Consider the following 24,141-nt stretch of genomic DNA (forward strand, 5'->3'; position numbering starts at 1 on the left):
AGCGCGCAAAACCGCGCGCCGATACGGAGACACGACAATGAAATTCATGGTGATCGTCCACGCCACGCCGGAAAGCGAAACCGGTGCGCCGCCCAGCGCGGAGCTGGTCGAACAGATGGGCCGCTACAACGAGGAACTCGCCAAGGCCGGCGTGCTGCTGGACGCGGCCGGGTTGTACGCGAGCTCGCACGGCGCGCGGGTGCGTTTCGATGGCGATCGCCGCAGCGTGATCGACGGGCCGTTCGCCGAATCCAAGGAACTCATCGCCGGCTTCTGGCTGTTCCAGACGGCGTCGCTGCAGGAGGCGATCGAATGGGTGAAGCGCTGCCCCAACCCCGGCTGCGGCCCGAGCCAGATCGAGATCCGGCGAGTCTACGAAGGCCACGCCTGCGGCGGTGAAGTCACGCCGGAACTGAAAGCGCAGGGCGAACGCATCCGCGCGCACATCGACGCGCGCGCGCAGTAACGGTCCACACAAGGAGCACCGCGCATGAAGATCAACGCCTACCTGTCCTTCGACGACCAGTGCGAAGCCGCCTTCCGCTTCTACCACCAGTGCCTGGGCGGCACGCTGGAAGCGCTCAACCGTTTCGGCGACACGCCCGCGTGCGACCACGTGCCCGCTTCGCACCGCGACCGGATCATGCACGCGCGGCTGGTCATCGACGACCAGGCGATCATGGGGTCCGATTCCGTCCCCGAGCATCCGTTCGAGGGCATCAAGGGCATCTCGCTCGCACTCAACGTCGACACGGCGAGCGAAGCCGAGCGCGTGTTCGCCGCATTGAGCGAAGGCGGCCACGTGATCATGCCGCTGGGCCCCACGTTCTGGGCCGCGCGCTTTGGCATGTTCGTCGACCGCTTCAGCGTGTCGTGGATGGTCAATTGCGAGAAGGAATGAGCGCGCCACGCGTTCCGGTCACATCCGCCCCCACCCCTCAAACAGGAATCCCCATGTCCACGCAGATCTTCGTCAACCTTCCCGTCCACGACCTCCCGAAGTCCAAGACGTTCTTCGAATCGCTCGGCTATGCGTTCAACCCGCAGTTCACCGACGACAAGGGCGCCTGCATGGTCGTGGACGACAGCATCTACGTGATGCTGCTCACGCGCGAGTTCTTCGGCACGTTCGTAAAGAAGCCCGTTGCAGACACGCGGCAGGTCGTCGGCGCGATCACCTGCATGTCGCTGGACAGCCGCGAGGCGGTCGACGAGATCCACGCCAAGGCGTTGAAGGCGGGCGCGACCTCCGGCGGCGATCCGCAGGATTACGGCTTCATGTACTCGCGCGCGTTCCAGGACATCGACGGCAACCACTGGGAATTCGTGCACATGAGCGGCACCCCCGACGCCGCGTGACGCGCGCGTTCCTTCCTGCAGGAGACACGACCATGCGCTTCATGATGCTGATGATCCCCAAGGGCTACGAGGACGCCGCGCCCGGCACGCTGCCGCCGACGGACCGCGTCGCCGAGATGATGAAATACAACCAATCGCTCCAGAAGGCAGGGGTACTGCTCGCGCTCGACGGGCTGCATCCGCCGTCGATGGGCGCGCGCGTGAGCTTCGAGGGCGGCCGCCCGCACGTCACCGACGGCCCGTTCTCCGAAGCCAAGGAAGTGCTCGGCGGCTACTGGATGCTCCAGGTGAAGTCGCGCGAGGAAGCCATCGCGTGGGCGTCGCGTTGCCCGGCCTCGGAGAACGAAACCATCGAGATCCGCCAGGTGATGGAGTTCGACGATTTCCCCGAGGACCTGCAGCAGGCGAGTTCCGGGTACGAGCAGATGCAGCAATCCAGTGCGCACGCACGAAAGGACTGAGGACGCCAATATGTGGAAGATCATCGCAGCGACGTTGCTGGTGGCCATCGTGGCCGTGCTCGTGGTCGCGGCCACGCGGCCGGACACGTTCCGCGTCGAGCGCAGCATCGTGGTGCACGCGCCGCCGGAGCGCGTGTTCGAACAGGTAAACGACTTCAACCGCTGGCGCGCGTGGTCGCCGTTCGAAACGCTGGATCCGGCGATGAAACGCGAAATCGCCGGCACGCCGTGCGGCGTCGGCGCGGTGTACACGTGGGATGGCAATTCGAAGGCCGGCGCGGGGCGCATGGAAATCGTCGACTCCGTGCCGGGCGAAGCGGTGCGCATCAAGCTGGATTTCACCCGCCCGATGGAAGCGCACAACACGGCCGAGTTCCTCATCGTCCCCGAAGGCAACGGCGCCAGCCGCGTCACCTGGGCGATGCACGGGCCGCAGCCTTACATCGGCAAGCTGATCTCGCTCGTATTCAGCATGGATCGGATGGTCGGGCAGGACTTCGAACGCGGGCTGGTGGGTTTGAAGAACGTCGCCGAGCGCAAGGGCACCTGAGGGCGGTTGCAGCCCGGGTAAGCGCAGCGCACCCGGGGCTGCGCGGAAACCACTCGAACCCGGGTGCGCTGCGCTTACCCGGGCTACAAAAGCCGGCGCCCTTCGACGGACCGTGCGGCCGACGTCGTAATGCAGTCGATCGCACCTGCCGGCGCCTGCGGCGCAAAACGTACTTCGCGCACTTGCACCCACCGCCCCGCGATGCTCTCATCCGTCGCCATGACGGCGACCGATATCCATCGCACCATCGATGCCGTATGGCGCATCGAATCCGCGCGGCTCATCGCCTCGCTCGCGCGCATGCTGCGCGACGTGGGACTGGCCGAGGAACTGGCGCAGGACGCGCTCGTGGCGGCGCTGGAAAAATGGCCGGAATCCGGCGTGCCGGACCAGCCCGGCGCGTGGCTCATGGCCACCGCGAAACATCGTGCGATCGACCGCCTGCGACGCAGCAAGCTGCAGCAGCGCAAGCACGAGGAAATCGCGCGCGAACTCGAAGACGAGCAGGCGCATGCCGACGACGCGCACCTGGACGCGCTCGACAATCCGTTCAACGACGACCTGCTGCGCCTGGTGTTCACCGCGTGCCATCCGGTGCTGCCCACGCATGCGCAGGTCGCCTTGACGCTGCGCCTGCTCGGCGGCCTGACGACGGACGAGATCGCGCGCGCCTTCCTCGTGCCCGAGCCCACCATCGCCCAGCGCATCGTGCGCGCCAAGCGCACGCTCGCCGAGAAGCAGGTGCCCTACGAAATGCCGCGCGGCGAGGAACTCAACGAGCGCCTGTCGTCCGTGCTCGCGGTGATCTACCTGATCTTCAACGAGGGCTATGCCGCCACCGCCGGCGACGACTGGATGCGTCCGGGGCTATGCGAGGACGCGCTGCGCCTGGGCCGCATGCTCGCCGAACTGATGCCCGCCGAGCCGGAAGTGCACGGACTGGTCGCGCTGATGGAAATCCAGGCATCGCGATCGGCCGCGCGCATCGGGCCTGACGGCGACCCGGTGCTGCTGCTCGAACAGAACCGTGCGCGCTGGGACCAGTTGCTGATCCATCGCGGGCTGAGTGCGCTCGATCGCGCGCAGAAAGGCAGCATCGCGCGCGGCACCGCGCCGGGCGGCCCGTACACGTTGCAGGCGGCGATCGCCGCGTGCCATGCGCGCGCACTGACGCCGGAGGAAACCGACTGGGCCGCGATCGCCGGCCTGTACGGTGCACTGGCGCGCATCACGCCGTCGCCGGTGATCGAGCTCAATCGCGCCGTGGCGCTGTCGATGCTGTTCGGCCCGGAATCGGGCCTGGCGGTCGTCGATGCGCTGACCGGCGAGCCGGCGCTGAAGGACTACCACCTGCTGCCGGCGGTGCGCGGCGATCTGTTGAAGAAGCTCGAACGCTGGCGCGAGGCGCAGGGCGAGTTCGAACGCGCCGCGCAGATGACGCGCAACGCGCGCGAACAGGCGCTGCTGCGCCGGCGCGCCGCCGAATGCGCGGCGGCGGCCGGCGCGGACGACGCCGTTACTCGGCCATCATCGAAACGATCGGCTTGAAACCGCCCCAGAACATGCGGCGGCCATCGAACGGCAGCATCTTGGGATCCATCCCGGCCAGGCGCGGATCCTTCATCACCTGCGCGTTGATCCGGTCGCGCGCTTTGCGCGACTTGTAGACGATCCACGAAAACACCACGACCTCGTCGGGCTTGAGCTTCACCGCCTGCGGGAACGACGTGGTCTTGCCGGGTTGCACGTCGTCGGCGAGGCACTCGTGGTACTCCAGCGCGCCGTACTCGAGCCACACCTTGCCCGCCGTGCGCGCAAGCTTCCTGTACGCGTCCACGTTGTCGCGCGGGACGGGAAGGACGAATCCATCTACGTAGAAGGCCATCGGTTCACTCCTGTGTTTGGCGGCGGGAGGCCGCAGGATGGTGGAAGCGGTGTTAGCGGAAGGAAAAATCAGGGCTTGCGCGTGGCTTCCACCTGGATGCGCAGCGATACGGTCATGTCGAAGCCGTAGTCCTTGCCGGCGTCGATGCCGAACGCATCGCGCTGGAAATCGCCGTACGCATCGGCGCCGCACAGCTCGCGCTTGTTCAGCGGATGCGGAATGCACTTGAAGCGCCGGATCGTGAGGTCCACCGGCCTGGTGACGCCATGGAGCGTCAGCTCGCCCTTCACGCGCGTCGGCGCGCCGTCGCGGAAGTCGGCCAGCGTGCCCTTGTAGGTCGCCTGCGGGAACTTCGCTGTATCCAGCAGCGTGTCGTTGCGCGCGTGCTCGTTCATCTCGTCCAGGCCGTAATCGATGCTCGTGGTGTCGATGACGACGTTCACGCTGCCGGTCTGCGCCTGGCGATCGAGCGTGATCTGCCCGCTGCTGCGGTTGAACTTGCCGCGCCAGACCGAAATGCCCATGTGGTCGGCTTCGAAACTGGGAAACGTGTGCGCCGGATCGATCTCGTACACGGCCGGCGCGGCGACGGCCGTGGCGGCGCAGAACGATAACGCGGCGGCGAGCAGCGCGCGGGCGAGCGGAAGGCGGGTGGACATGCGGTTTTCCTCGTCGGCTGTGGCCGCGATTGCGCGGCTTTCAGGTAGTCGACGAATGGGGATGGGGGAAATCGACATGGGTGGGGGCACGGCGTTGCATCGATGGGCGGCCTCATGCTTACCCGCTTTTGTAGCCCGGGTAAGCGAAGCGCACCCGGGGACGCAGGCGAGCCTGTCGGCCGCGAAACGTCGTCACCGTCACGTTCGGGGAAAAGGACATCCACGCTGTCGGCTCGGAGGCGCAAACCCGGGTGCGCTTCGCTTACCCGGGCTACAAAGGCTGTTGCTCTTGCTGTCGAACAGCCCATCAGGTCTCTAGCCCCAACGGGCGCCGCACAGGATGTGCGGCGGTGAGCGCTGAGCCATGGATGGCGAATCGCGAACGCACCTACTACGCGTCCGGTCGTGGGATTGATTTGTCGGGGAGCTGCCCTTTCTTTTGGTTACTTTTTGACCGAAGGGAATCCAGTCGGACTTGGGCAAGCAAAGAAAAGTGACCCGAGCGCCGCCAGGCGATCGGAAGCTTGGCGTGTGATTCTTCTTCTGAAGGGCTCACGGGACAGCGTGGAAAGTCCCTGGATCCCCGCCTTCGCGGGGATGACGATCAAAAGCGAAAGCGCTGAGTGCGGGTTGTTCGCCGGTGCGGGAGTGCCCGCGCGGTATGGGCCTGGGTCCCGGCCTTCGCCGGGATGACGAGCGGAAGCCGCAACAGCAAAACCAAGCGCCTACCGCCCCCGCGCCTACCGCCCCCGCCCCTTCCTCCGAGCCGCCGCCCACGCCAGCTCCGCCCACGGCCGCATCGCGTCCGGCGATTCCAGTGCGATGTCCGGCACGGACCAGTAGCTCATCGTGATCGGTTCGGCCTGGCCCAGGTAGACGTAGGGCTCGCAGCCGGCGGCTTCGAAATGCAGGCGGGTTTCGGCGTCGACCTTCAGGTACAACGCTTCCTCCATCACCACGCCGATCAGTTCGCCGTCCAGGTACACGCCGTGGCCGCCGAACATGGCACGCGTGGACACCTCGCCCGCGGGATCGAGCAGGTCGTGCAGATGCGCGAGGAATGCGTCGGTCATGCCGGCACCGTTTGCATCGATGGCGACGAAAGGGGTGCGAGGGGCGGCCTGCCTTCGCCCGTCCCCCTCCCGCGAGCGGGAGAGGGGTTCCAGCGTCCGGAATGTTCGCTCCGGCCTGTCGGAAAAACGTCGTGGTTCAGAACTTGTGCCACAGGCGCACGTACCACGCGGCGCCGTTCAGGCCGAACTGCACGCTCTCGTAGATGTGGCCGTTGTCCGTCTCGTCCGGGTTCTGCCGGGTCGGGAAGGTGTCGAACACGTTCGAACCGCCGACGGTGAGCTTGGTGTTCTCGGCGAAGGCATACGTGAGGCTCACGTCCGCCGAGGCCTTGCTCGCGTAGTGCTGGTTCGGCACGCCCGCTTCGGTGCCGGAGAACGTGCCCAGTTCCTGCTCGCCGAAGTAGATGCCCTTCGCGCTCGCCGACCACGAACCGCGCGTCCAGTCCACGCCGAGCACGGCCTTGCTGCGCGGCGCGCCGTTCTCGATGAAGAGGCGGTCGCGTTCGGGCAGCAGCGTGTCCTCGCGGCCGGCCAGCGCCGGCGGCGTGTTCACGCGGGTGACCTCGGTCTTGTTCCAGTTCGCGCCCAGGTACGTGCTCCACTTCGAATCGGCCCAGTCGAAGTCGTAGGTGACGGTGAGGTCGGCGCCTTCGGTCCTGGTGTCGACGGCGTTGAAGAAGAAACGCGCGAGGCCGACGTCCATCGCCTCCAGGATCGGCCCAATCGCCGGATCGCTGGTGTCGAAGTCGCCGCTGAGCACGACGCGATCGTCGATGTCGATGCGGTACAGGTCCAACGTCAGCGATACGTTCTCGCGCGGCGTCCAGGTCAGGCCCAGCGTGGCGCTCTGCGAAGTCTCCTCGGTGAGGTTCGGCACGCCGGCCAGGCGCGCGAGCTCGCTGTCGTTGGAGGCGATCACCACGTCCACCGGCTCGCCGCTGATGAAGTCGGTGATGGTGGAGGAGAAGTACTTCTGCTGCAGCGACGGCGCGCGGAAACCGGTGCTCACCGAACCGCGCAGCATCACCGTGTCGGTCGCGCGGAAGCCGGCGGCGATCTTGCCGTCGAGCGTGCTGCCGAAGTCGCTGTAGTCCTCGTAACGCACCGCGTAATCCATCATGAAACGGTCGGTGAAGTTCACCTCCACGTCGACGTACCCGGCGGTGCTGTCGCGCGATTTGTCGGTGACGTCGCCGGGCTGGAAACCGGGGAAACCCTGGCTGCCCGGATTGCCGCCCTCGCCCGCGCCGTCGTAGTCCAGGTACGAGCCTTCCTCGCCTTCGCGGATGCGGTAGCGCTCCTCGCGCTGCTCCAGGCCGAAGGCGACGTTGACGCCGGCCAGCGCGCTGTCGAAATAGCGCGAGACGTCGAAGTTGGTGGTGTTCTGCTGGAACGAGAAGCCGCCCGCGTCGAAGCTCGCCGGGCTGATGCCGGCGCCGCCGGTGAGCAGGTCAAGGTTCGCCAGCGACGCGTTCAAGGTGTTGTTGATCGTGTAGCGCAGCTCGTTGTAGCCGTAGGTGTGCGACAGGTCCCAATGCCACTGCGCGGCGTCGCCGCGCAGGCCGAGGATGCCGTAGCGGTCTTCGAGCACACCGTCGATGAAGGGCACGAAGCCGTCGGGATACATCGCGGCCGAGTTGCGCGACGGAATGTCTTCCGAGCCGATGCCCTCGCGCGCGAACGCCGCAGACGACGCGTCGCGCGACTGCATGCCGGCGGTGAAGTACACCTCGGCCGGCGCATCGCCGAGCGGCGAATCGCCGTTGAGGTAGACGGTGCGGTTGGTGACTTCCGAATCGCCGATGATGCGCGGGCTGCCCTTGGGCACCGAGCGGTCGGAGCGACCGCGGTCCTGCCATTCGCCGGTGACGGTGAACATGCCGCCGGTGGCGAGTTCGGCACCGCAGTACGCCGTGGCGAGCCAGTTCTCGCCGTCGCCGCGGGTGTATTCGCCATAGCCGGCGACGGCCTCGCAGCCCTTGTCGCGCTTGAGCGAGATGTTCATGACGCCGGCGATCGCGTCGGAGCCGTACTGCGCCGCCGCGCCGTCGCGCAAAACTTCGACCGCGTCGATCGCCATCAGCGGGATCGAGTTGAGGTCGGTACCGGTGTTGCCGCGGTTGCGCGCGCCGTAGATGTTGACCAGCGACACCGTGTGGCGGCGCTTGCCGTTCACCAGCACCAGGGTCTGGTCGGAGCCCAGGCCGCGCAGCGCCGCGCCGTCGATGAGGTCCGCGCCGTCGGCACCGGTCTGGCGGGTCGAGGTGAACGAGGGCGAGGCGTACTGCAGGGTCTGCGCGAGGTCGAACTGCGCGCCTTCCTCGGCCGCCTGGTCCATCGGCAGGACGTCCACCGGCGACATCGAGGCCGTGTCGGACGAGCGCTGGATGCGGCGCGAACCCAGCACGGACACGGTGTCGAGCGTCTTCGCGCGGGTCTCTTCGGCGCGCGCCTCGGCGACGGTCTGCGGCTCGCCGGTCACCGGCGGCGCCTGCTGGGCCGAAGCCGCGGCGCTGACCAGCAGGCCGCCCCCCAGCCACAGCGCGGCGTTCATGGCACGAAACAGCGGGGCACGGAACAGACGACGGCGGTGCTGGCTCATGGGCACTCCTTCCATTGGCGTAGCCCGAGCCTATAACGAAATGTTAAGAATTTGCCAATTTTGTTTGCTGATTTTGGCGGGAGCTCGTGCGCCGTTTGAGCGAGTCGGAGTGATAACGACGCCGCCCGACGTCTCCCCAGACGCCTCCCCTCACAGACGTCTCCCCTCACGGCCGCTACCCCCGTCATCCCGGCGAAAGCCGGGACCCAGGCTGGGAGGCCCGAAGGAAGGCTCTGGATGTGGAACCGCCTCGTCACCCCCGTACGCGACAAGTGCCGGCGGCGACACGGGCCTGGGTCCCGGCCTTCGCCGGGATGACGGCAGGAGGGGATGACGGTAGTGAATGGATGACGGCAGTGTGGGGATGGCGGTAGTGAAGGGATGACGGCGGCGGAGCGATGGCGGTGTTGGGGGATCGCGGTGTTGGGACCGCGTTGGCGAACGAGCCGGCCCGCAACGCACCGCCGCTCGGCGACGGGAAGGCATGACGCAGCGTCGAAGCTGCGACAATTCCGCACCCGTCACCGCCCGCATCACCCGCATGACCCCGACCCGCAAGGCGCAACTGCAAATCCATTTCTGCGTGCTGCTGTGGGGGTTCACGGCGATCCTCGGCAAGCTCATCACCCTGCCGGCGCTGCCGCTGGTGTGGTGGCGCATGTTGCTGGTCGTCGCGGCGCTCGCGCTGGTGCCGCGCGTGTGGCGCGGACTGCGGGCGATGTCGGGCCGGACCATGCTCGCCTACGCCGGCATCGGCTCGCTGGTCGCGCTGCACTGGCTCACCTTCTACGGCGCGATCAAGCTGTCGAACGCCTCGGTCGGCGCGACCTGCATGGCGCTGGGCACGGTGTTCGTGGCGATGATCGAACCGTGGCTGACGCGCACGCGCTTCTCCAAACGCGAACTCGCGCTGGGGCTGATGGTGCTGCCCGGCGTGGTGCTGGTCGTCGGCGGCGTGCCGGCGGGCATGCGCGCGGGCATCGCGGTCGGCGCGGTGTCGGCGCTGCTGGTGGCGGTGTTCGGTTCGCTCAACAAGCGCATGGTCGAGCACGGCGATCCGCTGACGGTGACCGCGCTGGAACTCGGCGCCGGTGTGCTCACGCTGAGCCTGCTGGCGCCGCTCATGCCGCTGGTGTTCCCCGCCTTCGCCGGACCGCTGCTCGTCGCGCCGTCCGCGCACGATGCCGCGCTGCTGCTCGGCCTGGCGCTGGCATGCACGCTGCTCCCGTTCAGTCTGTCGCTGGTGGCGCTGCGCCACATGAGCGCCTTCGCGCAGCAGCTCGCGGTGAACCTGGAACCGGTCTACGCCATCGTGCTGGCCGCGCTGCTGCTGGGCGAACAACGCGAGCTGACGACGCTGTTCTACGTCGGCGTGGTCATCATCCTGGCCGCCGTGTTCATCCACCCGCTGCTGGGCCGTCCGCATCGGGTCGATCCGGAACTGCTGGGCACGGCCGAGGCGAAGAGCTAGGAGCGGGCGAATTCCGCGCCGCCCGTTTCTCGCTTACCCTGCCCTCAACCTCGCCGTCAGCCCGTCGCCCATGTACCTCGAGCACTACGGCCTGATCGAGCCGCCGTTCTCGATCACGCCGGACCCGCGCTTCGTCTTCCTCAGCGAACGCCACCGCGACGCGCTGGCGCACCTGCTGTTCGGGATCACGCAGGGCGGCGGCGGCGGGTTCGTGCAGCTCACCGGCGAAGTGGGCACCGGCAAGACCACGCTGTGTCGCCTGCTGCTCGAACAGGTTCCTGAGAACACCCGCGTCGCACTCGTGCTGAATCCGCGCGTGACGCCGATCGAACTGCTCGAATCGGTGTGCGAGGAACTGCACATCGACCTCGACGGCCGGCGCGGCAGCACCAAGGCGCTGGTCGACGCACTCAACGCGTACCTGCTCGATGCCTACGCGCAGGGCCTGCGCGTGGTGCTGGTGATCGACGAGGCGCAGAACCTGTCGGTCGAAGCGCTCGAGCAGGTGCGCCTGCTCACCAACCTGGAAACGCCGACGCAGAAGCTGCTGCAGATCGTGCTGCTCGCGCAGCCGGAACTGCGCCGCATGCTCGCGCGCGAGGACCTGCGCCAGCTCGCTCAGCGCATCACCGCGCGGTTCCACCTCACGCCGCTGGATGGCGCGGAAACCGGCGACTACCTGCGCCACCGTTACCGCGTCGCAGGCGGCACGCGGTTTGCGTTCGATGCGTCGGCGGTGAAGCGCATCCATGCGCATTCCGGTGGCGTGCCGCGCCTGATCAACGTGATCGCCGAACGCACGCTGCTCGCCGGCTTCGCGCACGACGTGCCGTTGCTGGACGCGCGATGGGTCGATCGCGCCGCGGCCGAAGTGCTTCCCGCCAAAACGCGCGGCACGCGGCGCTGGGTCATCGCGCTGCCGGTGGCGGCCCTGCTGCTCGCGTCGATGGGCGTGGCGGCGTGGTGGTGGCCGCGCGGCGCGCCGGTGGAAGCCAATGCCGTAGTGGCCCCCGCACCGGTCGCGAAGCCGGTCGTCGTCGAACCCGTGGCCACGCCCCCGGCACCCGAACCATCGCGTCTGGATGCCGAAGCCTTCGCCGCCGCGTTGCGCGATGCGCCGCTGAAGGCCGGCGCGAGCGGCATCGTGGTCGACTGGATCGCGCGACGCCTGCAGCCGGCGTACCTGCCGCAGACGGATGCACCGGCGGTGTTCGACGCACCGCTGCAGGACGCCGTGCGGCGTTTCCAGCACGATGCGGGCCTTGCCGCCGATGGCGTCGTCGGCCCCGCCACGTTGATGGCGCTGGCGGCACACGAGGACCAGGCGCCACAGGACGCCGCGCCGCCGCGACCCGTCACGCTCCAGTCCGACACGGGAGCGCAGTGACGCGATGTCGTTGATCCTCGACGCCCTCCGCAAGTCCGAAGCACAGCGCCGCCGCGGCGAGATGCCCGACCTTCGCGCCGAACTCCCGCCGACCACCCGCAGCGTCGAGCCGCGTCGCCGCTGGCCGTTCTGGTTCGCGGGAATCGCTGCGGTAATCGCGATCCTCGCGCTGGCCTGGGGCGTGTGGGATCGAACGCCTGCGCCGGTGCCTCCGTCCGTGGCAAACGTGGCGACGACGCAGGACAGCGTCGAGCTCGTGCCTGCGCCGGTAGACAGCGCGGCCGCGCCCGTCGTCGAATCGACGCCGCCGCCCGTCGCGCCCGCCCCGTTGCCACGCACGAAGCCGCTCGCGGGCAGCGAACCCGAACCCACGCAGCCGGTCGCCGACGACGTCTACGCCGCCGCTTCCGCCGCGTACCCGCCGCCGACCGCGCAGGAACCCACGGCACCGCCGCCGACGACCGAGGCGCCCGCGCGCACCGGCGACCGGTATGCGCCGGCGATCGCCGCAGCGACCACGCCCGCGCAGCGCTCACCCGCGGCGACGCCGGCACCCGTCGCGCCGCTTCCCCTTCCGCCGCCGGCCAGCGGCGCGCCCGTGCGCCTGGCCGATCTTTCGCCCGGCGAACGCGAACAGCTGCCCGCGCTGAAGATCAGCATGCACATGTTCGGCCCGACGCCCGCGCAGCGTTTCGCGATCATCGACGGCACGCGCGTCGGCCAGGGCGACCGCGTCGGCGAGGCGGTGGTGGAGGAAATCGCCGCCGACGGCGTGGTGCTCAACTGGCACGGCCGCCGCGTCGCCCTGCCCCTGCGCTGACGGTTGCGCCCGACGCGGCGTCGGCGGAGGATCGCCTTGTTCGACGCATGCACGACCGACGCACGTCCTGCCTCACGCAAGCCTGTCCTACGCACGCCTCTCCACTACCGGGGGTATCGCCATGAACAGCAGCACCCAGCAAGACATCGGCAAGCTGATTCTCCGCATCGCGCTCGGCGTACTGGTTTTCCTGCATGGATTGAGCAAGCTCGAAGGTGGCCTGGACGGCATCGTCAAGCTCGTGGAAACGCAGGGTTTCCCCGGCGTTTTCGCCTATGGCGTGATCGTCGGCGAGGTGATCGCGCCGTTGCTGGTCATCACCGGCTTCTTCGCGCGCATCGGCGGCATCCTGATCGTCGTCAACATGCTCTTCGCGCTGTACCTGGTGCACCTGGGCGACATCGGCCACCTCAACCAGCAGGGCGGCTGGGCGATCGAACTGCAGGTAATGTTCCTGGTGGCAGGCGCGGCGGTCGCACTGCTCGGCCCGGGACGGTGGGCGTTCAATCAGCGGTGAGCTTCGCTGCGGAGGCGCGGGAACAAGTGTTTTCGTGCGCGTGAACTGCGTGGCGATTTGATTCGTGTTGCAGTGACTGTGGCGTTGGCCGTTGCTGTGGCTGTGGATGTGGCTGTGGCTGCGTGGATGCGGTTCGGTTGCTGTTGCGGTTGCGGTTGCGGTTGCTGTTGCTGTTGATCGTCATCCCCGCGAAGGCGGGGATCCAGGGACGTTTCACGCTTTCCCGTCAACACAGAAGTCCTTCGACCCAGCCTTCGCGGATGACGAGCAACAGCGAAAGCAGGCATCCACCTTCGGACTCGAAGGTGTGAGCGCCTCAGCTCCCCGGGTGCGCTTCGCTTACCCGGGCTACAAAAGCGCGGCGCTTACCGTTGCTGTTGCTGTTGCTGTTGCTGTTGCTGTTGCTGTTGTTGCTGTTGCTGTTGTTGTCGAACAGCCGATTGGTCACTAGCCCCAACGGGCGCCGCACAGGATGTGCGGCGGTGAGCGCTGAGCCATGGAGTGAGGGCGATGCGTGCTTGCGAACCACTGGTTCGCGCATCGCCCGAACGCCCGCGCCGCAAGCGCGGGCCTAGCGAATCGCGAACGCGCCCTTCCTCCGTCCGGTCGTGGGATTGATTTGTCGGGGGATTGCCCTTTCTTTTGGTTACTTTTCTTTGGGCAAGCAAAGAAAAGTGACCCGGGCGCCGCCAGGCGATCGGAAGCTTGGCTTGTGATTCTTCTTCTAATCTGAAAGGCCCACGGGACAGCGTGGAAAGTCCCTGGATCCCCGCCTTCGCGGGGATGACGATCAAGAGCGGGAGCGAAGCAACAACGCCAACGGCAACAACTAGAGCAGCAGCAAGAACAACAAGAGCAACAAGAGCAACAAGAGCAACAAGAACAACATCAAAAATGGGTTCCAGCTTTCGCTGGAATGACGGTGAGGTTCTTCCGGTGCGGGGGATGCCCGTGCGTCGCGGGCCTGGGTTCCAGCTTTCGCTGGAATGACGGTGAGGTTCTTCCACGATGCGGGAGTGCCCGTGCGTCGCGGGCCTGGGTTCCAGCTTTCGCTGGAATGACGGTGAGGTTCTTCCACGATGCGGGAGTGCCCGTGCGTCGCGGGCCTGGGTTCCAGCTTTCGCTGGAATGACGGTGAGGTTCTTCCCCGATGCGGGGAGTGCCTATACGTCACCGGCCCGGGTTCCAGCTTTCGCTGGAATGACGGTGAGGTACGCCGGGGATGACGGCAACGACGGGGCCGCCGACGGCCGTCCACCTCACATCCGATTGACGCGGAACTTCCGCCCCTTGATCTTCCCCTCGCGCAAGCGCGACAACGCCTGCGTCGCCTGCCCGCGCGCCACCGCCACGTACGAGCGGGTCGGGAACACGTCGATCTTGCCGACGGCGTCGGCCTTCAGTCCCGCGTCGCCGGTCAGCGCACCGAGGATGTCGCCCGGGCGCAGCTTGTCGGTACGGCCGGCATCGATGCGCAGCGTCACCATCGCCGCGGGCGGCACGCTCGGCGGCTTGCCCGACAGCGGCGTCCCCTTGAACCACGTCAGCGGCGCGCCCTGCTGTTCCTCGATCGCGGACACGCGGCCCTGCTCGCGCGGGCCGACGAGCGTCAGCGCGAGGCCGTCGCGACCGGCGCGGCCCGTGCGGCCGATGCGGTGCACGTAGGTGTCCGCGTCGCTGGGAACGTCGAAGTTCACCACCATCGCCAGTTCCTTCACGTCGAGCCCGCGAGCGGCGACGTCGCTGGCGACCAGAACGTTGCAACTGCGGTTGGCGAAGCGCACGAACACCTCGTCGCGATCGCGCTGTTCCATGTCGCCATGCAGCGCCAGCGCGGTGAAGCCGTAGTGCGACAGCGAGCCCGCCACTTCGTCCACGTCGCGGCGCATGTTGCAGAACACCACGCACGATTCGGGTTTTTCCTGCAGCAGCAACGCGGCGAGCAGCTGCGTCTTGCGCGCGGGGTCGATCTCGTAGAAACGCTGTTCGATCGCGGCGTGGGTTTCGCCGCCTTCGACGGTGACTTCCGCCGGATCGCGCAGCATCGCGCGGCTGATCTCGCGAACGGAGTCGGGAAACGTCGCCGAGAACAGCAGGCCCTGCCGCGACGACGGCGTTGCGCGGACGATCTCGCGGATCGGTTCCTCGAAGCCCATGTCGAGCATGCGGTCGGCCTCGTCGAACACCAGCGTGCGCACCTGCTTGAGGTCGAGCGCGCGCTTGCGCAGCAGTTCCTGCAGGCGGCCCGGCGTGCCCACGACGATCTGCGGCGCGTGCTGCGCCAGCGAATCCAGTTGCGGCTGCAGCGGCATGCCGCCGCACAGGATCGACAGCTTCAGGTTCGGGATCGCGAAGGCGAGCTTGCGCAGCTGGCGGCCCACCTGGTCGGCGAGTTCGCGCGTCGGGCACAGCACCAGCGCCTGCGTCGCGCCGGACGCGGGATCGAGCCGGTGCAGCAGGCCGAGGCCGAACGCAGCGGTCTTGCCGCTGCCGGTGGGCGCCTGCGCGATGAGGTCGCGGCCGTCGAGGATCGCCGGCAACGCCTGCGCCTGCACCGGAGTCATCTGCGTGTAGCCCAGCGCCTGCACGCCCTGCAGCAGCGCGGGCGTGAGCGGGAGGCGGTCGAAGGCGGCACCGGCGGTCGCCGGGGCCGGGGAGCGGGGGGAATCGGTCATGCCGCCATGATCGCAGCTGCCGGCGTGAATGCGCCACGCCGCGGCGATGTCTATGCTCGCGCCATCGCCTCACGCCAGCCCGGGTGCGCCATGGACACGACCGCCGTCGCCAGCGATCCGCAGTTCGCGCACATCCGCATCGTGCTCGGCATCGTGCTGGGCCTGGCGCTCACCACGCTGCTGAAGGGCCTGGCGAAGTTCGTCCAGCATCCGGGGCGCGAGCGCATCTACGGCGTGCACCTGGGCTGGGCGCTGTCGATGTTCATCCTGCTGGTGCACTTCTGGTGGTGGGAATTCGGCCTGCTGCGCGTGCACCCGTGGACGTTCACCTCCTACGCGTTCCTCGTGCTCTACGTGGTCGTGCTGTTCCTGCTGTGCACGCTGCTGTTTCCAGACGATCTGGCCGATTACAGCGGCTGGCGCGATTACTTCCAGTCACGGCGAAGCTGGTTCTTCGGGATCATGGCGTCGCTGTACGTGATCGACTTCGTCGACACGCTGATCAAGGGCAAGCCCTATTACGAGCACTTCGGCATCGAGTACCCGATCCGCAACGGGCTGCTCGTGGTGCTGTGCCTGGTCGCGATGAAGGTGTCGAGCGAGCGCTTCCACCGGGCGTTCGTGGCGTTCGCGATCGTCTACGAGCTGTCGTGGATCTACCGGCTGTACGATTACCTGCCATGACCTCCGCCGCCGACATCGCCGCGCCCTGGTTCGTCTACCTGCTGGAATGCCGCGACGGCAGCCTGTACACGGGCATCACCACCGACGTCGCGCGCCGCTACGCGCAGCACGTGGCCGGAAAAGGCGCGCGCTACACGCGCTCGCGACCGCCGGTGCGGTTGCTGGGGCAGTTCCCGCATCCGGACCGTGCCTCGGCCAGCCGCGCCGAACACGCGATCAAGCAGCTCAGGCCCGAACAGAAGCGTGCGCTGTGCGCGGGCACGTGAGCGTCGTATCCTTCAGCCCCCTCGCCCGCCGGCCCCGACATGCAGCACATCGATTTCGAACTCGACCGCGACCACGTCGAACTGAACCAGCTGCTCAAGCTGGTCGGCCTGTGCGACAGCGGCGGCGCCGGCAAGGCGATCGTCGCCAGCGGCGCGGTGACGGTCGACGGTGAAGTCGAGCTGCGCAAGACCTGCAAGATCCGCGCGGGCCAGGTGGTGGTCCTGGACGACGTCGAGATCCGCGTACGCGCCGTCTGAGGCCGCGCCTCACACGAGCATCGAAAACAGCTTCTGCACCAGCTGGTCCAGCGGCATGACCAGCAGCAGCAACGGCAACAGCGGGAGCACGGTCGCGCCGATGAACTGCAGCAGGATCCAGCGCTGCACCGGCACGGTGCCCATGCGGCTGGCCGTCGCGTAGACGGCGGTGAGATCGGCCAGCGCGGACGGATCGCCACCGTCGAGGATGGGCGCGGCATCGCGCCGGGAACGGCCGAGCCAGCGGCTCTCGAACTCCTCCGATGCATCGGTGCCGAGCGCGCCGTACGCGAGCAGGCTGTTGCGCTTGAGCGCGGCGAGTTTCGGCGTGAGCAGCAGCAAGGGCGCGAGCATGACCGCGAGCACGAGCACCGCGTAGCCGCCCAGCACCAGACGAAGGCTGTCGAGCCGCACGCCGAGGTGTTCGACTTCCACCGCGCAGCTGCCGGCGACGAGCAGGCCGGTCACGATGGGCATCACCAGGAACGACGCATGCGCGTAGCCGAGGAAGCCGACGCCGCCGCAGCCGTCGGGGTGCGCCGCATGCAGCGCGAGGTCCAGTCGCGAGAAGCGCGCGAGCAGGCATACCCACAGCACGAAGCGCCACAGCCACAGCAGCGCCAGGAACCGGAACACCGGGAAGCCGACCCACGACAGCCACAGCCCCGCCGGCGTGAGCTGCGTGCCGTCGTTGCGCCACGTGGCGCCCTGCTCGTACAGCGGAAGCGTCGGCGCCGCGAAGATGCCCGCGATGGCGATCGCGAAGAGGATCAGTTCCGGCCAGACCGAATCGCGCCATCGACGCAGCTTCGTGAGCGCGCGTTCGAAGTTCGCGTGATCGTCCGCCTGCACGAGGTTGCGCAGATGCCCCAGCGAACGCCACATGCGCTCGTCGGCGAGCGGCGCGGCGAGGATCAGCGCGGGCATCGCGATGGCGAACCGCGCCCACACGGTGTAGTCGTGCAGCAGGGGCACCCCGACGCCGCCGAGCAGGCGGCGGTCGATCGCGGCGAACACGACGACCGGCACCAGCACGACCATCAGCAGCGCGAAGGCGATCCACGGCGCGTGGGCGCGCTCGGTCCATGCCGCGCCACCGGCGTGCGTGAGCCGGTACAGCAGCCCGCCACGCATCAACGAATAACGCTCGTCCATTCGCGCTCCACGTTACGTGAGTGGATTGCGGCGAACCTTAGCAGGCGCGGGTTGAGGCGGAGTGAGAGCCGCCCGGCCTCGTCAGAACGGCTTGGCGAGCACCAGGAAGACGATCGCGACCAGCAGCAGCACGGGCAGTTCGTTGAACCAGCGCAGCGCTTTCGAGGAAGGCAGCGTGCGTCCGGCATCCACGCCCTTCAGCCAGCGGCCCGCGACGGTGAAGTGGATGAGCATCAGCACCACCAGCGCGAGCTTCGCGTGCAGCCAGCCCGCGCCGGGGCCGACCATCGTCGGGAAATCCGGGATCACCTTGTAGCCCAGCCACAGCACCAGCCCGAACGCGAACGCGAGGCCGAACATCATGTGCCCGAAGCGGTACAGGCGCCGTCCCATGAGCACCAGTCGCGCGCGCACGGCGGGCTCGTTCCCGGCTTCGGCGATGTTCACCAGGATCCGCGGCAGGTAGAACACCCCGCCCATCCAGGCCATTACGAACACGAGGTGGGCGGTCTTGATCCAGAAATAGGCCATGGGGTCCTCGGCATGGGAGCGCGTGCGCGGCGCATAGGATTGCACATGGTGCAATGAGCCCGCGCTCTTGTAGCCCGGGTAAGCGCAGCGCACCCGGGTTCGACATTGCCGCTGCGTTGGCCCCGGGTGCGCTGCGCTTACCCGGGCTACAAAGGGATGCGGTGTGATCGCCCCGTACAATCTCACCATGACCAAACACTACGACCAGGCCTACTTCGAACGCTGGTACCGCGATCCGGCGAAGAAGGACCATGCCGTCGGCAGCGCCGCGCGACTCACGCGCAAGGTGGCGCTCGCCGTGGCCACGGCCGAATACCACCTCGAACGCCCGATCCGTACCGTGCTCGACATCGGCTGCGGCGAAGGCGCGTGGCGCGCACCGCTGTTGAAGTTTCGGCCGAAAGCCGCCTACCTCGGGTTCGACAGCAGCGAGTACGCCGTGCAGCGCTTCGGCGCGCGGCGCAACGTGCACTTCGCGCGCTTCGCCGACTTCGCGCAGCTGCGTCCGTGCCCGCCGGTCGACCTGCTGGTCTGCAGCGACGTCATGCATTACCTCGACACGCGCGAACTCGACCGCGGCCTGCCCGGGCTGGCCGAGCTGTGCGGCGGCGTCGCGTTCCTGGAGACCTTCACCGGCGAGGACGAAACCGACGGCGACGACGTCGGCTTCCATCCGCGGCCCGCGCGCTTCTACCGGCAGCGATTCGCGAAGGCCGGCTTCGTTCCGCTGGGCTCGCATCTATGGCTCTCGCCGGCCCTTTCGGACCGCCTGGTTGCCCTGGAACGCCCCGCCTGAACCACCCCGCCCCGCATTAACGTGGCGCGCGGGCGGTTCCAGTATGCTGCGACGCAGCATGCGGCCCGCCCCGGGCCCGCCACCGGATTCGAACCGATGCTCTATCAGATGCACGAGCTGGGCCGCGCGTGGATGGCCCCGATGACGTACTGGGCCGAAGCCTGCGCCAAGATGTTCGGACAGCAGGGCGGCTGGCTGGCATCGCTGCCGGGCGCCGCGCAGACCGCGGCCGGCTGCGAGCTGATGTACCGCATCGGCAAGGATTACGAGAAGCCGGAGTTCGGCATCCACTCCATCGACATCGACGGCACCGTGTACCCGGTGATCGAGCGCGAGATGGCGCGCAAGCCGTTCTGTCGCCTGCTGCGCTTCAAGCGTTATGCCGACGATGCCGGCAACCTGCGCGACCTCAAGGAACAGCCGCCGGTGCTCGTCGTCGCGCCGTTGTCGGGGCACCACGCGACGCTGCTGCGCGACACCGTGCGCACGCTGCTGCGCGACCACAAGGTCTACATCACCGACTGGGTCGACGCGCGCATGGTGCCGCTGGCAGACGGCGAATTCTCGCTCGACGATTACATCGGGTACGTGCAGGACTTCATCCGCCAGATCGGCGCCGACACGCTGCACGTGGTCAGCGTCTGCCAGCCGACGGTGCCGGTGCTGGCGGCGATCTCGCTGATGGCCGCGCGTGGCGAAACCACGCCGCGTTCGATGGTGATGATGGGCGGCCCGATCGACACCCGCCAGAACCCGACGAAGGTCAACGACCTGGCCACGCACGAGCCGCTGTCGTGGTTCGAGGACAACCTGATCCAGCACGTGCCGGCGAACTACCCCGGCCACGGGCGCCGCGTGTACCCGGGTTTCCTGCAGCACGGTGGATTCGTCGCGATGAATCCCGAGCGGCATTTCCAGTCGCACTGGGACTTCTACATGCACCTGGTGAAGGGCGACCTCGACGATGCCGCCGCGCATCGCCGTTTCTACGACGAGTACAACGCGGTGCTCGACATGCCCGCCGAGTACTACCTGCAGACGGTGCGCATCGTGTTCCAGGACCACCTGCTGCCGCGCGGCGAGTGGGACGTGCGCGGCGAACGGGTGGATCCGTCGAAGATCCGGACCACCGCGCTGCTCACCATCGAAGGCGAGCTGGACGACATCTCCGGCCAGGGCCAGACGCGCGCGGCGCACACGCTGTGCACGGGCATCGCCGAGGACGACCGCGAACACCTCACCGTCGAGGGCGCCGGCCATTACGGCATCTTCAGCGGCCGCCGCTGGCGCACGCAGGTGTATCCGCAGGTGCGCGATTTCATTGCGCGCCATGCTGAACGGCCCGTTCCGGAAGCGACTTGACTCATCCGCTCCACGCCCTGAAAACAGGGGTTCCCCCGACGCGAGGAACCCCGCATGGATTGTCCCGTCTGCCGTGACGTGAAACTGGCGATGACCGATCGCCAGGGCATCGAAATCGACTACTGCCCGCAATGCCGCGGCGTCTGGCTGGATCGCGGTGAACTCGACAAGCTGATCGAGCGGGCTTCGGCGGATGTCGCTCCGCAACCCACGCGCGCGGCTCCGCCGCCTCCGCCTTCGGCGCACGACCCGCGCGGCCACGATCGCGACGATCGCTACAAGGGCGAGTACAAGTCGGACTACAAGTACCGCAAGAAGAAGAATCTTCTGGGCGAGTTGTTTGATTTCTGATTGGTCGTGGGCGGTATTTCGAATGCGCGTGTCGTAGCCGCGCACCTGTCGTTATAGCCCGGGTAAGCGAAGCGCACCCGGGTTCGGAGAAGTGGTCGCGCCCCGGGTGCGCTTCGCTTACCCGGGCTACAAAAGCAGCGAGCCCCGAACGCCCATGAATTCCCGTCGTCGCGGGGATGACGATCAAGCGCAGCGCGCGCCATCACCTGCGCAGCTGCAAAAACTCGTCCACCGTCACCGGATGCCCCAGCCAATAGCCTTGCGCGAAATCGCATCCGCGCTCGCGCAGGATCGCGTACTGCCCTTCCTTTTCCACGCCTTCGGCGACGACGAGGATGCCGAGCGAATGCGCCATCGCGATGATCGCCGTCGTCAGCGCCAGGTCGTCCGGGTCGCGCAGCACGTCGGCGACGAAGCTGCGGTCGATCTTCACGCCGTCCACCGGCACGCGGCGCAGGTGGCTCAGGCCCGAGAAACCCGTGCCGAAATCGTCCAGCCACACGCGCACGCCCATGCCGCGCAGTTCCGACAGCAGCGCACTGGCGTGAAGTTCGTCGCCGATCACCGCCGTCTCGGTGAGCTCCAGGTGCAGCAGGTCGGCGGCGAGCCCGGTGTCGCGCAAACACGCGGACACCACGTTCGGCAGGTCGCCGTTGCGCAGCTGGCGCGGCGAGACGTTCACCGCGACGAACAGCGGCTCCGGATCCTTGCGCACCTTCTGCCACGCCACCGCATCCGAACACGCCGCGTGCAGTACCTGCGGGCCGAGCACTTCGATCAGGCCGCTCTGTTCGGCGACGTCGATGAACACCGACGGCGCGACGAAGCCCAGCTCCGGATGACGCCAGCGCAGCAGCGCCTCGGCGCCGATCATCGCGCCGTCGACGAGGCGGAACACCGGCTGGTACACCAGGCTCAGTTCGCCGCGATCCCATGCGCCGCGCAGCTCCTGCTCCAGGTGCACGCGGCGTTCCACCGCCTGGTTCATCGCGCGGCTGTAGAAGCGGAAGCAGTTCTTGCCGGCGACCTTCGCCTGGTACATCGCGATGTCGCCGTTCTTCATCAGCGTGGTGCCGCTGGCGGCGTCCTCGGGGAACAGCGTGATGCCGATCGACGTGCCGAGGAACACCTGACGTCCCTGCACTTCCACCGGTGCGCCCAGATCTACCACGAGCGCTTCGGCGAGCTTGGTGGCGAGCGTGCGCACGTCGTCGTGCGGATCGTCGGTGCCCTGCACGAGGATCACGAACTCATCGCCGCCGAAGCGCGCCAGCAGCGCGTCCTCGCCGCCCACGCGCGCGACCGCGCTTTCGATGCGGTGCGCGCATTCCAGCAGCACGTCGTCGCCGGCGTCATGGCCGAGCGTGTCGTTGACGCGCTTGAAATCGTCGATGTCGGCGAACAGCAGCGCGAGCTGACGTGTGTCGCTCTGGGCCAGGCGTTCGTCGAGCGATTCGCGGAACGCCAGCCGGTTGGCGAGCCCGGTCAGCGCGTCGGTGTAGGCCATGCGGCGGATTTCGCGATCGTGCCGCGCGAGGCTGCGGCTCATGCGATCGAAGGCGCGCATCAGGTCGCCGACTTCGTCGTTGCGCCCATCGGCCGTAGTCGTGGTGTCGAAATGGCCGGCCTCGATTTCCTGCGCGGATTCGGCGAGACGGCGGATCGGCCGCACCAGCAGTCGCTGGATCAACCACAGCGACAGCGCGCCGAATACCAGCAGGCCCGCGCCGAGCAGCCCGATCCAGATCACGTGGCGCTGGCCGAGCGTGTCCAGCCGCGAACGCAGCTTGTCGACGGATTGCTCCTGCAGCCGCCGCATCGCCTGCATGTCGTAGCCGATGCGCACGCCGCCGACGCGCTGCTGGCCGATCATGATCGGCATCGAGACGTCCATGACGCGGTCGTCGAACTGCGTGTGCAGCGCGGTCGCAGCGATGACGTCCTTCGCCATCGCATCGTCCATGTGGCGGCCGTAATGCGCGATGTCCTCGCTACCGTCGTGGACGACTTTGCCGTCCTCGTCGAAGACGATGACGTAGCGCACGTCCGGCGCGGCCTGCGCGGAGCGCGCGAGCGCACCGACCGCATCGAGGTCGGAGTAATACAGCGGGTTGGTCAGCCCGGCGGCGAGCTGCGTCACCGCGACTTCGCCCTGACGGCGCAGGCTCTGCCCGATCATCGTGCGCATGGCCTGGCGGCTGACGCCCTCGACCTCGCGGCGCATCTGTTCCTGCCGGTTGAGCAACAGCGCGACCAGCGCGAGCACCACCAGCATCGCCACGCCCATCAGGACGAGGAAGCGCGCCTGCAACCCCATGCGCAGCTTCATTCGACCTCCGCGCGCACGCGGGCCACGCCCTCGGAGATGCGGTCGAGCGCCTCCTGCGATTCCGGATCCACCGGCATGAAGCGCGTGGTGTTGAAGAAGCGCAGCAGCGCATCGCCGGCTTCCGGGTCGCCGGCGGCGTCGATCAGCACCTCGCGCAGTCGCGCCTCGACGCGCGGATCCAGGCCGGCGCGGACCATTTCCACCGCGCGCGGGTAGTCGTTGGTTTCGCCGATCACCGTCAGGTCGTTGCGGAACGACGGCGGCATGCGATGCGGGTTGGTCCAGTCGAGGTTGCTCATCACCCCGACGTCGGCCAGGCCCTTGTGCACCCAGGTCGAGATGTTGAGTTCCGACCAGGCGAACAGGTAGCCGACCTCGTCGCGCTCGATGCGGTCTTCCGGCGAGAGGAGGATTTCCAGCGAGAACCCGCGGCGCAGCAGTTCGGCCGCCGGCACGAAGTACGCGCTGGTCGAATTGGGACGCTGGAAGGCGATGCTGTGGCCGCGCAGGTCGTCCAGCGACGTGAGCCCGCTGTCGCGCCGCGCGAAGAAGATGCTGTGGTAATGGCTCACGCCATCGCGTTCGGTGAGGAGCAGCGTTGTCGCCCGCGCGCGTTCGCGCAGCAGCATCGCGGTGCCGGTGGTTTCGGTGACCCAGTCGACGCGGCCGCGGCGAAGGTAGCTCGCCATCTGCTGCGTGTCCTTGGCCATCAGGATGCGGCCTTCGTGGATGCCGACGTCGGCCAGGCGCGGGATGACGTAATCGAGCAGCGGCTTGAGTTGCTCGTAGTGTTTCTTGGGGTTGTCGCTGATGCGCCCGAGCACGAGCACGCCCGAGTCGTTACCCGCCACCGCCAGCAACGGAGCGGCGGCCAAGGCCAGCGAGCACAGGGTCAGCAGGGCGGTACGACGCAGGCTGGCGATCAAGAACGACGACCCATCGGGATGCCG

26 protein-coding genes are annotated in these 24,141 nt (G+C 67.8%); 17 read left to right on the forward strand and 9 right to left on the reverse strand.

Going from position 1 to position 24,141, the window contains the following annotated elements; translation table 11 throughout:
* Positions 1 to 37 precede the first annotated feature (37 nt).
* The 6 genes from LA521A_RS13235 (at position 38) to LA521A_RS13260 (ending at position 3,918) form a co-directional block, all read left to right on the forward strand.
* Positions 38 to 466: a YciI family protein gene (locus tag LA521A_RS13235; protein WP_281779344.1), complete on the forward strand. Its 429-nt coding sequence runs from the start codon at positions 38 to 40 to the stop codon at positions 464 to 466.
* Between the two features lie 24 nt (positions 467 to 490).
* Positions 491 to 901, forward strand: coding sequence for a VOC family protein (locus LA521A_RS13240; protein WP_281779345.1), 411 nt, complete (start codon positions 491 to 493; stop codon positions 899 to 901).
* A gap of 53 nt (positions 902 to 954) precedes the next feature.
* Positions 955 to 1,359: a VOC family protein gene (locus LA521A_RS13245; protein WP_281779346.1), complete on the forward strand. Its 405-nt coding sequence runs from the start codon at positions 955 to 957 to the stop codon at positions 1,357 to 1,359.
* Between the two features lie 32 nt (positions 1,360 to 1,391).
* Complete coding sequence (locus LA521A_RS13250) at positions 1,392 to 1,820, forward strand: YciI family protein (RefSeq protein WP_281779347.1); 429 nt, start codon at positions 1,392 to 1,394, stop codon at positions 1,818 to 1,820.
* A 10-nt stretch (positions 1,821 to 1,830) separates the two neighbouring features.
* Complete coding sequence (locus LA521A_RS13255) at positions 1,831 to 2,370, forward strand: SRPBCC family protein (protein WP_281779348.1); 540 nt, start codon at positions 1,831 to 1,833, stop codon at positions 2,368 to 2,370.
* A 219-nt stretch (positions 2,371 to 2,589) separates the two neighbouring features.
* A complete protein-coding gene (locus tag LA521A_RS13260; RefSeq protein ID WP_281779349.1) occupies positions 2,590 to 3,918 on the forward strand; it encodes an RNA polymerase sigma factor in 1,329 nt (442 codons plus the stop codon).
* Here LA521A_RS13260 and LA521A_RS13265 read toward each other — a convergent pair.
* From LA521A_RS13265 to LA521A_RS13280, 4 genes are all read right to left on the reverse strand, one after another.
* On the reverse strand, positions 3,887 to 4,255 hold the full coding sequence (locus LA521A_RS13265) for a DUF1428 domain-containing protein (protein ID WP_281779350.1): 369 nt from the start codon (positions 4,253 to 4,255) through the stop codon (positions 3,887 to 3,889). The two genes, LA521A_RS13260 and LA521A_RS13265, sit on opposite strands and share 32 nt — an antisense overlap.
* Positions 4,256 to 4,323: 68 nt before the next feature.
* Positions 4,324 to 4,914, reverse strand: a complete 591-nt coding sequence (locus LA521A_RS13270; RefSeq protein ID WP_281779351.1) for a YceI family protein — start codon at positions 4,912 to 4,914, stop codon at positions 4,324 to 4,326.
* Between the two features lie 740 nt (positions 4,915 to 5,654).
* A complete protein-coding gene (locus LA521A_RS13275; protein WP_281779352.1) occupies positions 5,655 to 5,987 on the reverse strand; it encodes a TfoX/Sxy family protein in 333 nt (110 codons plus the stop codon).
* Between the two features lie 136 nt (positions 5,988 to 6,123).
* Positions 6,124 to 8,589, reverse strand: coding sequence for a TonB-dependent receptor plug domain-containing protein (locus LA521A_RS13280; protein ID WP_281779353.1), 2,466 nt, complete (start codon positions 8,587 to 8,589; stop codon positions 6,124 to 6,126).
* Positions 8,590 to 9,130: 541 nt separating this feature from the next.
* On the opposite strand from LA521A_RS13280, the gene LA521A_RS13285 reads away from it, so the two are divergent.
* The 5 genes from LA521A_RS13285 (at position 9,131) to LA521A_RS13305 (ending at position 13,235) form a co-directional block, all read left to right on the forward strand.
* Complete coding sequence (locus LA521A_RS13285) at positions 9,131 to 10,060, forward strand: DMT family transporter (protein ID WP_281779354.1); 930 nt, start codon at positions 9,131 to 9,133, stop codon at positions 10,058 to 10,060.
* A gap of 70 nt (positions 10,061 to 10,130) precedes the next feature.
* Positions 10,131 to 11,447, forward strand: coding sequence for an ExeA family protein (locus LA521A_RS13290; RefSeq protein WP_281779355.1), 1,317 nt, complete (start codon positions 10,131 to 10,133; stop codon positions 11,445 to 11,447).
* A 4-nt stretch (positions 11,448 to 11,451) separates the two neighbouring features.
* Complete coding sequence (locus LA521A_RS13295) at positions 11,452 to 12,267, forward strand: general secretion pathway protein GspB (protein ID WP_281779356.1); 816 nt, start codon at positions 11,452 to 11,454, stop codon at positions 12,265 to 12,267.
* A 121-nt stretch (positions 12,268 to 12,388) separates the two neighbouring features.
* On the forward strand, positions 12,389 to 12,784 hold the full coding sequence (locus LA521A_RS13300) for a DoxX family protein (RefSeq protein WP_281779357.1): 396 nt from the start codon (positions 12,389 to 12,391) through the stop codon (positions 12,782 to 12,784).
* A 106-nt stretch (positions 12,785 to 12,890) separates the two neighbouring features.
* Positions 12,891 to 13,235 (forward strand): hypothetical protein, encoded by a 345-nt coding sequence (locus tag LA521A_RS13305; RefSeq protein ID WP_281779358.1) that lies wholly within the window; start codon positions 12,891 to 12,893, stop codon positions 13,233 to 13,235.
* A gap of 808 nt (positions 13,236 to 14,043) precedes the next feature.
* Here LA521A_RS13305 and dbpA read toward each other — a convergent pair.
* The gene (gene dbpA / locus LA521A_RS13310) at positions 14,044 to 15,459 is read right to left on the reverse strand and encodes an ATP-dependent RNA helicase DbpA (RefSeq protein WP_281779359.1); all 1,416 of its coding nucleotides are present in this window, start codon (positions 15,457 to 15,459) and stop codon (positions 14,044 to 14,046) included.
* A 90-nt stretch (positions 15,460 to 15,549) separates the two neighbouring features.
* Here dbpA and LA521A_RS13315 point away from each other — a divergent pair, with 90 nt between their 5' ends.
* From LA521A_RS13315 to LA521A_RS13325, 3 genes are read left to right on the forward strand one after another with little or no spacing between them, the layout of a single operon-like run.
* Positions 15,550 to 16,143, forward strand: coding sequence for a hypothetical protein (locus LA521A_RS13315; protein ID WP_281779360.1), 594 nt, complete (start codon positions 15,550 to 15,552; stop codon positions 16,141 to 16,143).
* Complete coding sequence (locus LA521A_RS13320) at positions 16,140 to 16,409, forward strand: GIY-YIG nuclease family protein (RefSeq protein ID WP_281779361.1); 270 nt, start codon at positions 16,140 to 16,142, stop codon at positions 16,407 to 16,409. The genes LA521A_RS13315 and LA521A_RS13320 overlap by 4 nt, the downstream gene beginning before the upstream one ends.
* Positions 16,410 to 16,448: 39 nt before the next feature.
* Positions 16,449 to 16,667, forward strand: a complete 219-nt coding sequence (locus LA521A_RS13325) for an RNA-binding S4 domain-containing protein (RefSeq protein ID WP_281779362.1) — start codon at positions 16,449 to 16,451, stop codon at positions 16,665 to 16,667.
* Positions 16,668 to 16,676: 9 nt separating this feature from the next.
* Here the strand turns inward: LA521A_RS13325 and LA521A_RS13330 are convergent, their stop codons facing one another.
* Together LA521A_RS13330 and LA521A_RS13335 are read right to left on the reverse strand one after the other, a co-directional pair.
* Positions 16,677 to 17,822: a hypothetical protein gene (locus tag LA521A_RS13330; RefSeq protein ID WP_281779363.1), complete on the reverse strand. Its 1,146-nt coding sequence runs from the start codon at positions 17,820 to 17,822 to the stop codon at positions 16,677 to 16,679.
* An 81-nt stretch (positions 17,823 to 17,903) separates the two neighbouring features.
* Positions 17,904 to 18,353, reverse strand: coding sequence for a CopD family protein (locus tag LA521A_RS13335; RefSeq protein ID WP_281779364.1), 450 nt, complete (start codon positions 18,351 to 18,353; stop codon positions 17,904 to 17,906).
* Positions 18,354 to 18,540: 187 nt separating this feature from the next.
* On the opposite strand from LA521A_RS13335, the gene LA521A_RS13340 reads away from it, so the two are divergent.
* From LA521A_RS13340 to LA521A_RS13350, 3 genes are all read left to right on the forward strand, one after another.
* On the forward strand, positions 18,541 to 19,149 hold the full coding sequence (locus LA521A_RS13340) for a class I SAM-dependent DNA methyltransferase (RefSeq protein ID WP_281779365.1): 609 nt from the start codon (positions 18,541 to 18,543) through the stop codon (positions 19,147 to 19,149).
* A 96-nt stretch (positions 19,150 to 19,245) separates the two neighbouring features.
* On the forward strand, positions 19,246 to 20,511 hold the full coding sequence (locus tag LA521A_RS13345; protein WP_281779366.1) for a polyhydroxyalkanoate depolymerase: 1,266 nt from the start codon (positions 19,246 to 19,248) through the stop codon (positions 20,509 to 20,511).
* Between the two features lie 54 nt (positions 20,512 to 20,565).
* Positions 20,566 to 20,862, forward strand: coding sequence for a TFIIB-type zinc ribbon-containing protein (locus tag LA521A_RS13350; protein WP_281779367.1), 297 nt, complete (start codon positions 20,566 to 20,568; stop codon positions 20,860 to 20,862).
* Between the two features lie 202 nt (positions 20,863 to 21,064).
* Here the strand turns inward: LA521A_RS13350 and LA521A_RS13355 are convergent, their stop codons facing one another.
* Complete coding sequence (locus LA521A_RS13355) at positions 21,065 to 23,191, reverse strand: putative bifunctional diguanylate cyclase/phosphodiesterase (protein WP_281779368.1); 2,127 nt, start codon at positions 23,189 to 23,191, stop codon at positions 21,065 to 21,067.
* Positions 23,188 to 24,114 carry a phosphate/phosphite/phosphonate ABC transporter substrate-binding protein gene (locus tag LA521A_RS13360; protein ID WP_425494601.1) on the reverse strand — a complete coding sequence of 309 codons (927 nt, stop codon included), beginning with the start codon at positions 24,112 to 24,114 and terminating at the stop codon, positions 23,188 to 23,190. Before LA521A_RS13360 ends, LA521A_RS13355 begins: the two co-directional genes overlap by 4 nt.
* Between the last annotated feature and the right edge of the window lie 27 nt (positions 24,115 to 24,141).

The organism is Lysobacter auxotrophicus (assembly GCF_027924565.1).
Taxonomy (GTDB): domain Bacteria; phylum Pseudomonadota; class Gammaproteobacteria; order Xanthomonadales; family Xanthomonadaceae; genus Lysobacter_J; species Lysobacter_J auxotrophicus.

What these genes read in the sequence shown, in the direction of transcription:
- LA521A_RS13260 (WP_281779349.1), top strand. Translation starts at nt 2,590, where the DNA reads ATGACGGCGACCGATATCCATCGCACCATCGATGCCGTATGGCGCATC.
- LA521A_RS13255 (WP_281779348.1), top strand. Translation starts at nt 1,831, where the DNA reads ATGTGGAAGATCATCGCAGCGACGTTGCTGGTGGCCATCGTGGCCGTG.
- dbpA (WP_281779359.1), bottom strand. Translation starts at nt 15,459, where the DNA reads ATGACCGATTCCCCCCGCTCCCCGGCCCCGGCGACCGCCGGTGCCGCC.
- LA521A_RS13295 (WP_281779356.1), top strand. Translation starts at nt 11,452, where the DNA reads ATGTCGTTGATCCTCGACGCCCTCCGCAAGTCCGAAGCACAGCGCCGC.
- LA521A_RS13325 (WP_281779362.1), top strand. Translation starts at nt 16,449, where the DNA reads ATGCAGCACATCGATTTCGAACTCGACCGCGACCACGTCGAACTGAAC.
- LA521A_RS13265 (WP_281779350.1), bottom strand. Translation starts at nt 4,255, where the DNA reads ATGGCCTTCTACGTAGATGGATTCGTCCTTCCCGTCCCGCGCGACAAC.
- LA521A_RS13340 (WP_281779365.1), top strand. Translation starts at nt 18,541, where the DNA reads ATGACCAAACACTACGACCAGGCCTACTTCGAACGCTGGTACCGCGAT.
- LA521A_RS13350 (WP_281779367.1), top strand. Translation starts at nt 20,566, where the DNA reads ATGGATTGTCCCGTCTGCCGTGACGTGAAACTGGCGATGACCGATCGC.
- LA521A_RS13280 (WP_281779353.1), bottom strand. Translation starts at nt 8,589, where the DNA reads ATGAGCCAGCACCGCCGTCGTCTGTTCCGTGCCCCGCTGTTTCGTGCC.
- LA521A_RS13345 (WP_281779366.1), top strand. Translation starts at nt 19,246, where the DNA reads ATGCTCTATCAGATGCACGAGCTGGGCCGCGCGTGGATGGCCCCGATG.
- LA521A_RS13305 (WP_281779358.1), top strand. Translation starts at nt 12,891, where the DNA reads ATGTGGCTGTGGCTGCGTGGATGCGGTTCGGTTGCTGTTGCGGTTGCG.
- LA521A_RS13355 (WP_281779368.1), bottom strand. Translation starts at nt 23,191, where the DNA reads ATGAAGCTGCGCATGGGGTTGCAGGCGCGCTTCCTCGTCCTGATGGGC.
- LA521A_RS13315 (WP_281779360.1), top strand. Translation starts at nt 15,550, where the DNA reads ATGGACACGACCGCCGTCGCCAGCGATCCGCAGTTCGCGCACATCCGC.
- LA521A_RS13330 (WP_281779363.1), bottom strand. Translation starts at nt 17,822, where the DNA reads ATGGACGAGCGTTATTCGTTGATGCGTGGCGGGCTGCTGTACCGGCTC.
- LA521A_RS13275 (WP_281779352.1), bottom strand. Translation starts at nt 5,987, where the DNA reads ATGACCGACGCATTCCTCGCGCATCTGCACGACCTGCTCGATCCCGCG.
- LA521A_RS13300 (WP_281779357.1), top strand. Translation starts at nt 12,389, where the DNA reads ATGAACAGCAGCACCCAGCAAGACATCGGCAAGCTGATTCTCCGCATC.
- LA521A_RS13235 (WP_281779344.1), top strand. Translation starts at nt 38, where the DNA reads ATGAAATTCATGGTGATCGTCCACGCCACGCCGGAAAGCGAAACCGGT.
- LA521A_RS13290 (WP_281779355.1), top strand. Translation starts at nt 10,131, where the DNA reads ATGTACCTCGAGCACTACGGCCTGATCGAGCCGCCGTTCTCGATCACG.
- LA521A_RS13270 (WP_281779351.1), bottom strand. Translation starts at nt 4,914, where the DNA reads ATGTCCACCCGCCTTCCGCTCGCCCGCGCGCTGCTCGCCGCCGCGTTA.
- LA521A_RS13250 (WP_281779347.1), top strand. Translation starts at nt 1,392, where the DNA reads ATGCGCTTCATGATGCTGATGATCCCCAAGGGCTACGAGGACGCCGCG.
- LA521A_RS13240 (WP_281779345.1), top strand. Translation starts at nt 491, where the DNA reads ATGAAGATCAACGCCTACCTGTCCTTCGACGACCAGTGCGAAGCCGCC.
- LA521A_RS13320 (WP_281779361.1), top strand. Translation starts at nt 16,140, where the DNA reads ATGACCTCCGCCGCCGACATCGCCGCGCCCTGGTTCGTCTACCTGCTG.
- LA521A_RS13245 (WP_281779346.1), top strand. Translation starts at nt 955, where the DNA reads ATGTCCACGCAGATCTTCGTCAACCTTCCCGTCCACGACCTCCCGAAG.
- LA521A_RS13335 (WP_281779364.1), bottom strand. Translation starts at nt 18,353, where the DNA reads ATGGCCTATTTCTGGATCAAGACCGCCCACCTCGTGTTCGTAATGGCC.
- LA521A_RS13285 (WP_281779354.1), top strand. Translation starts at nt 9,131, where the DNA reads ATGACCCCGACCCGCAAGGCGCAACTGCAAATCCATTTCTGCGTGCTG.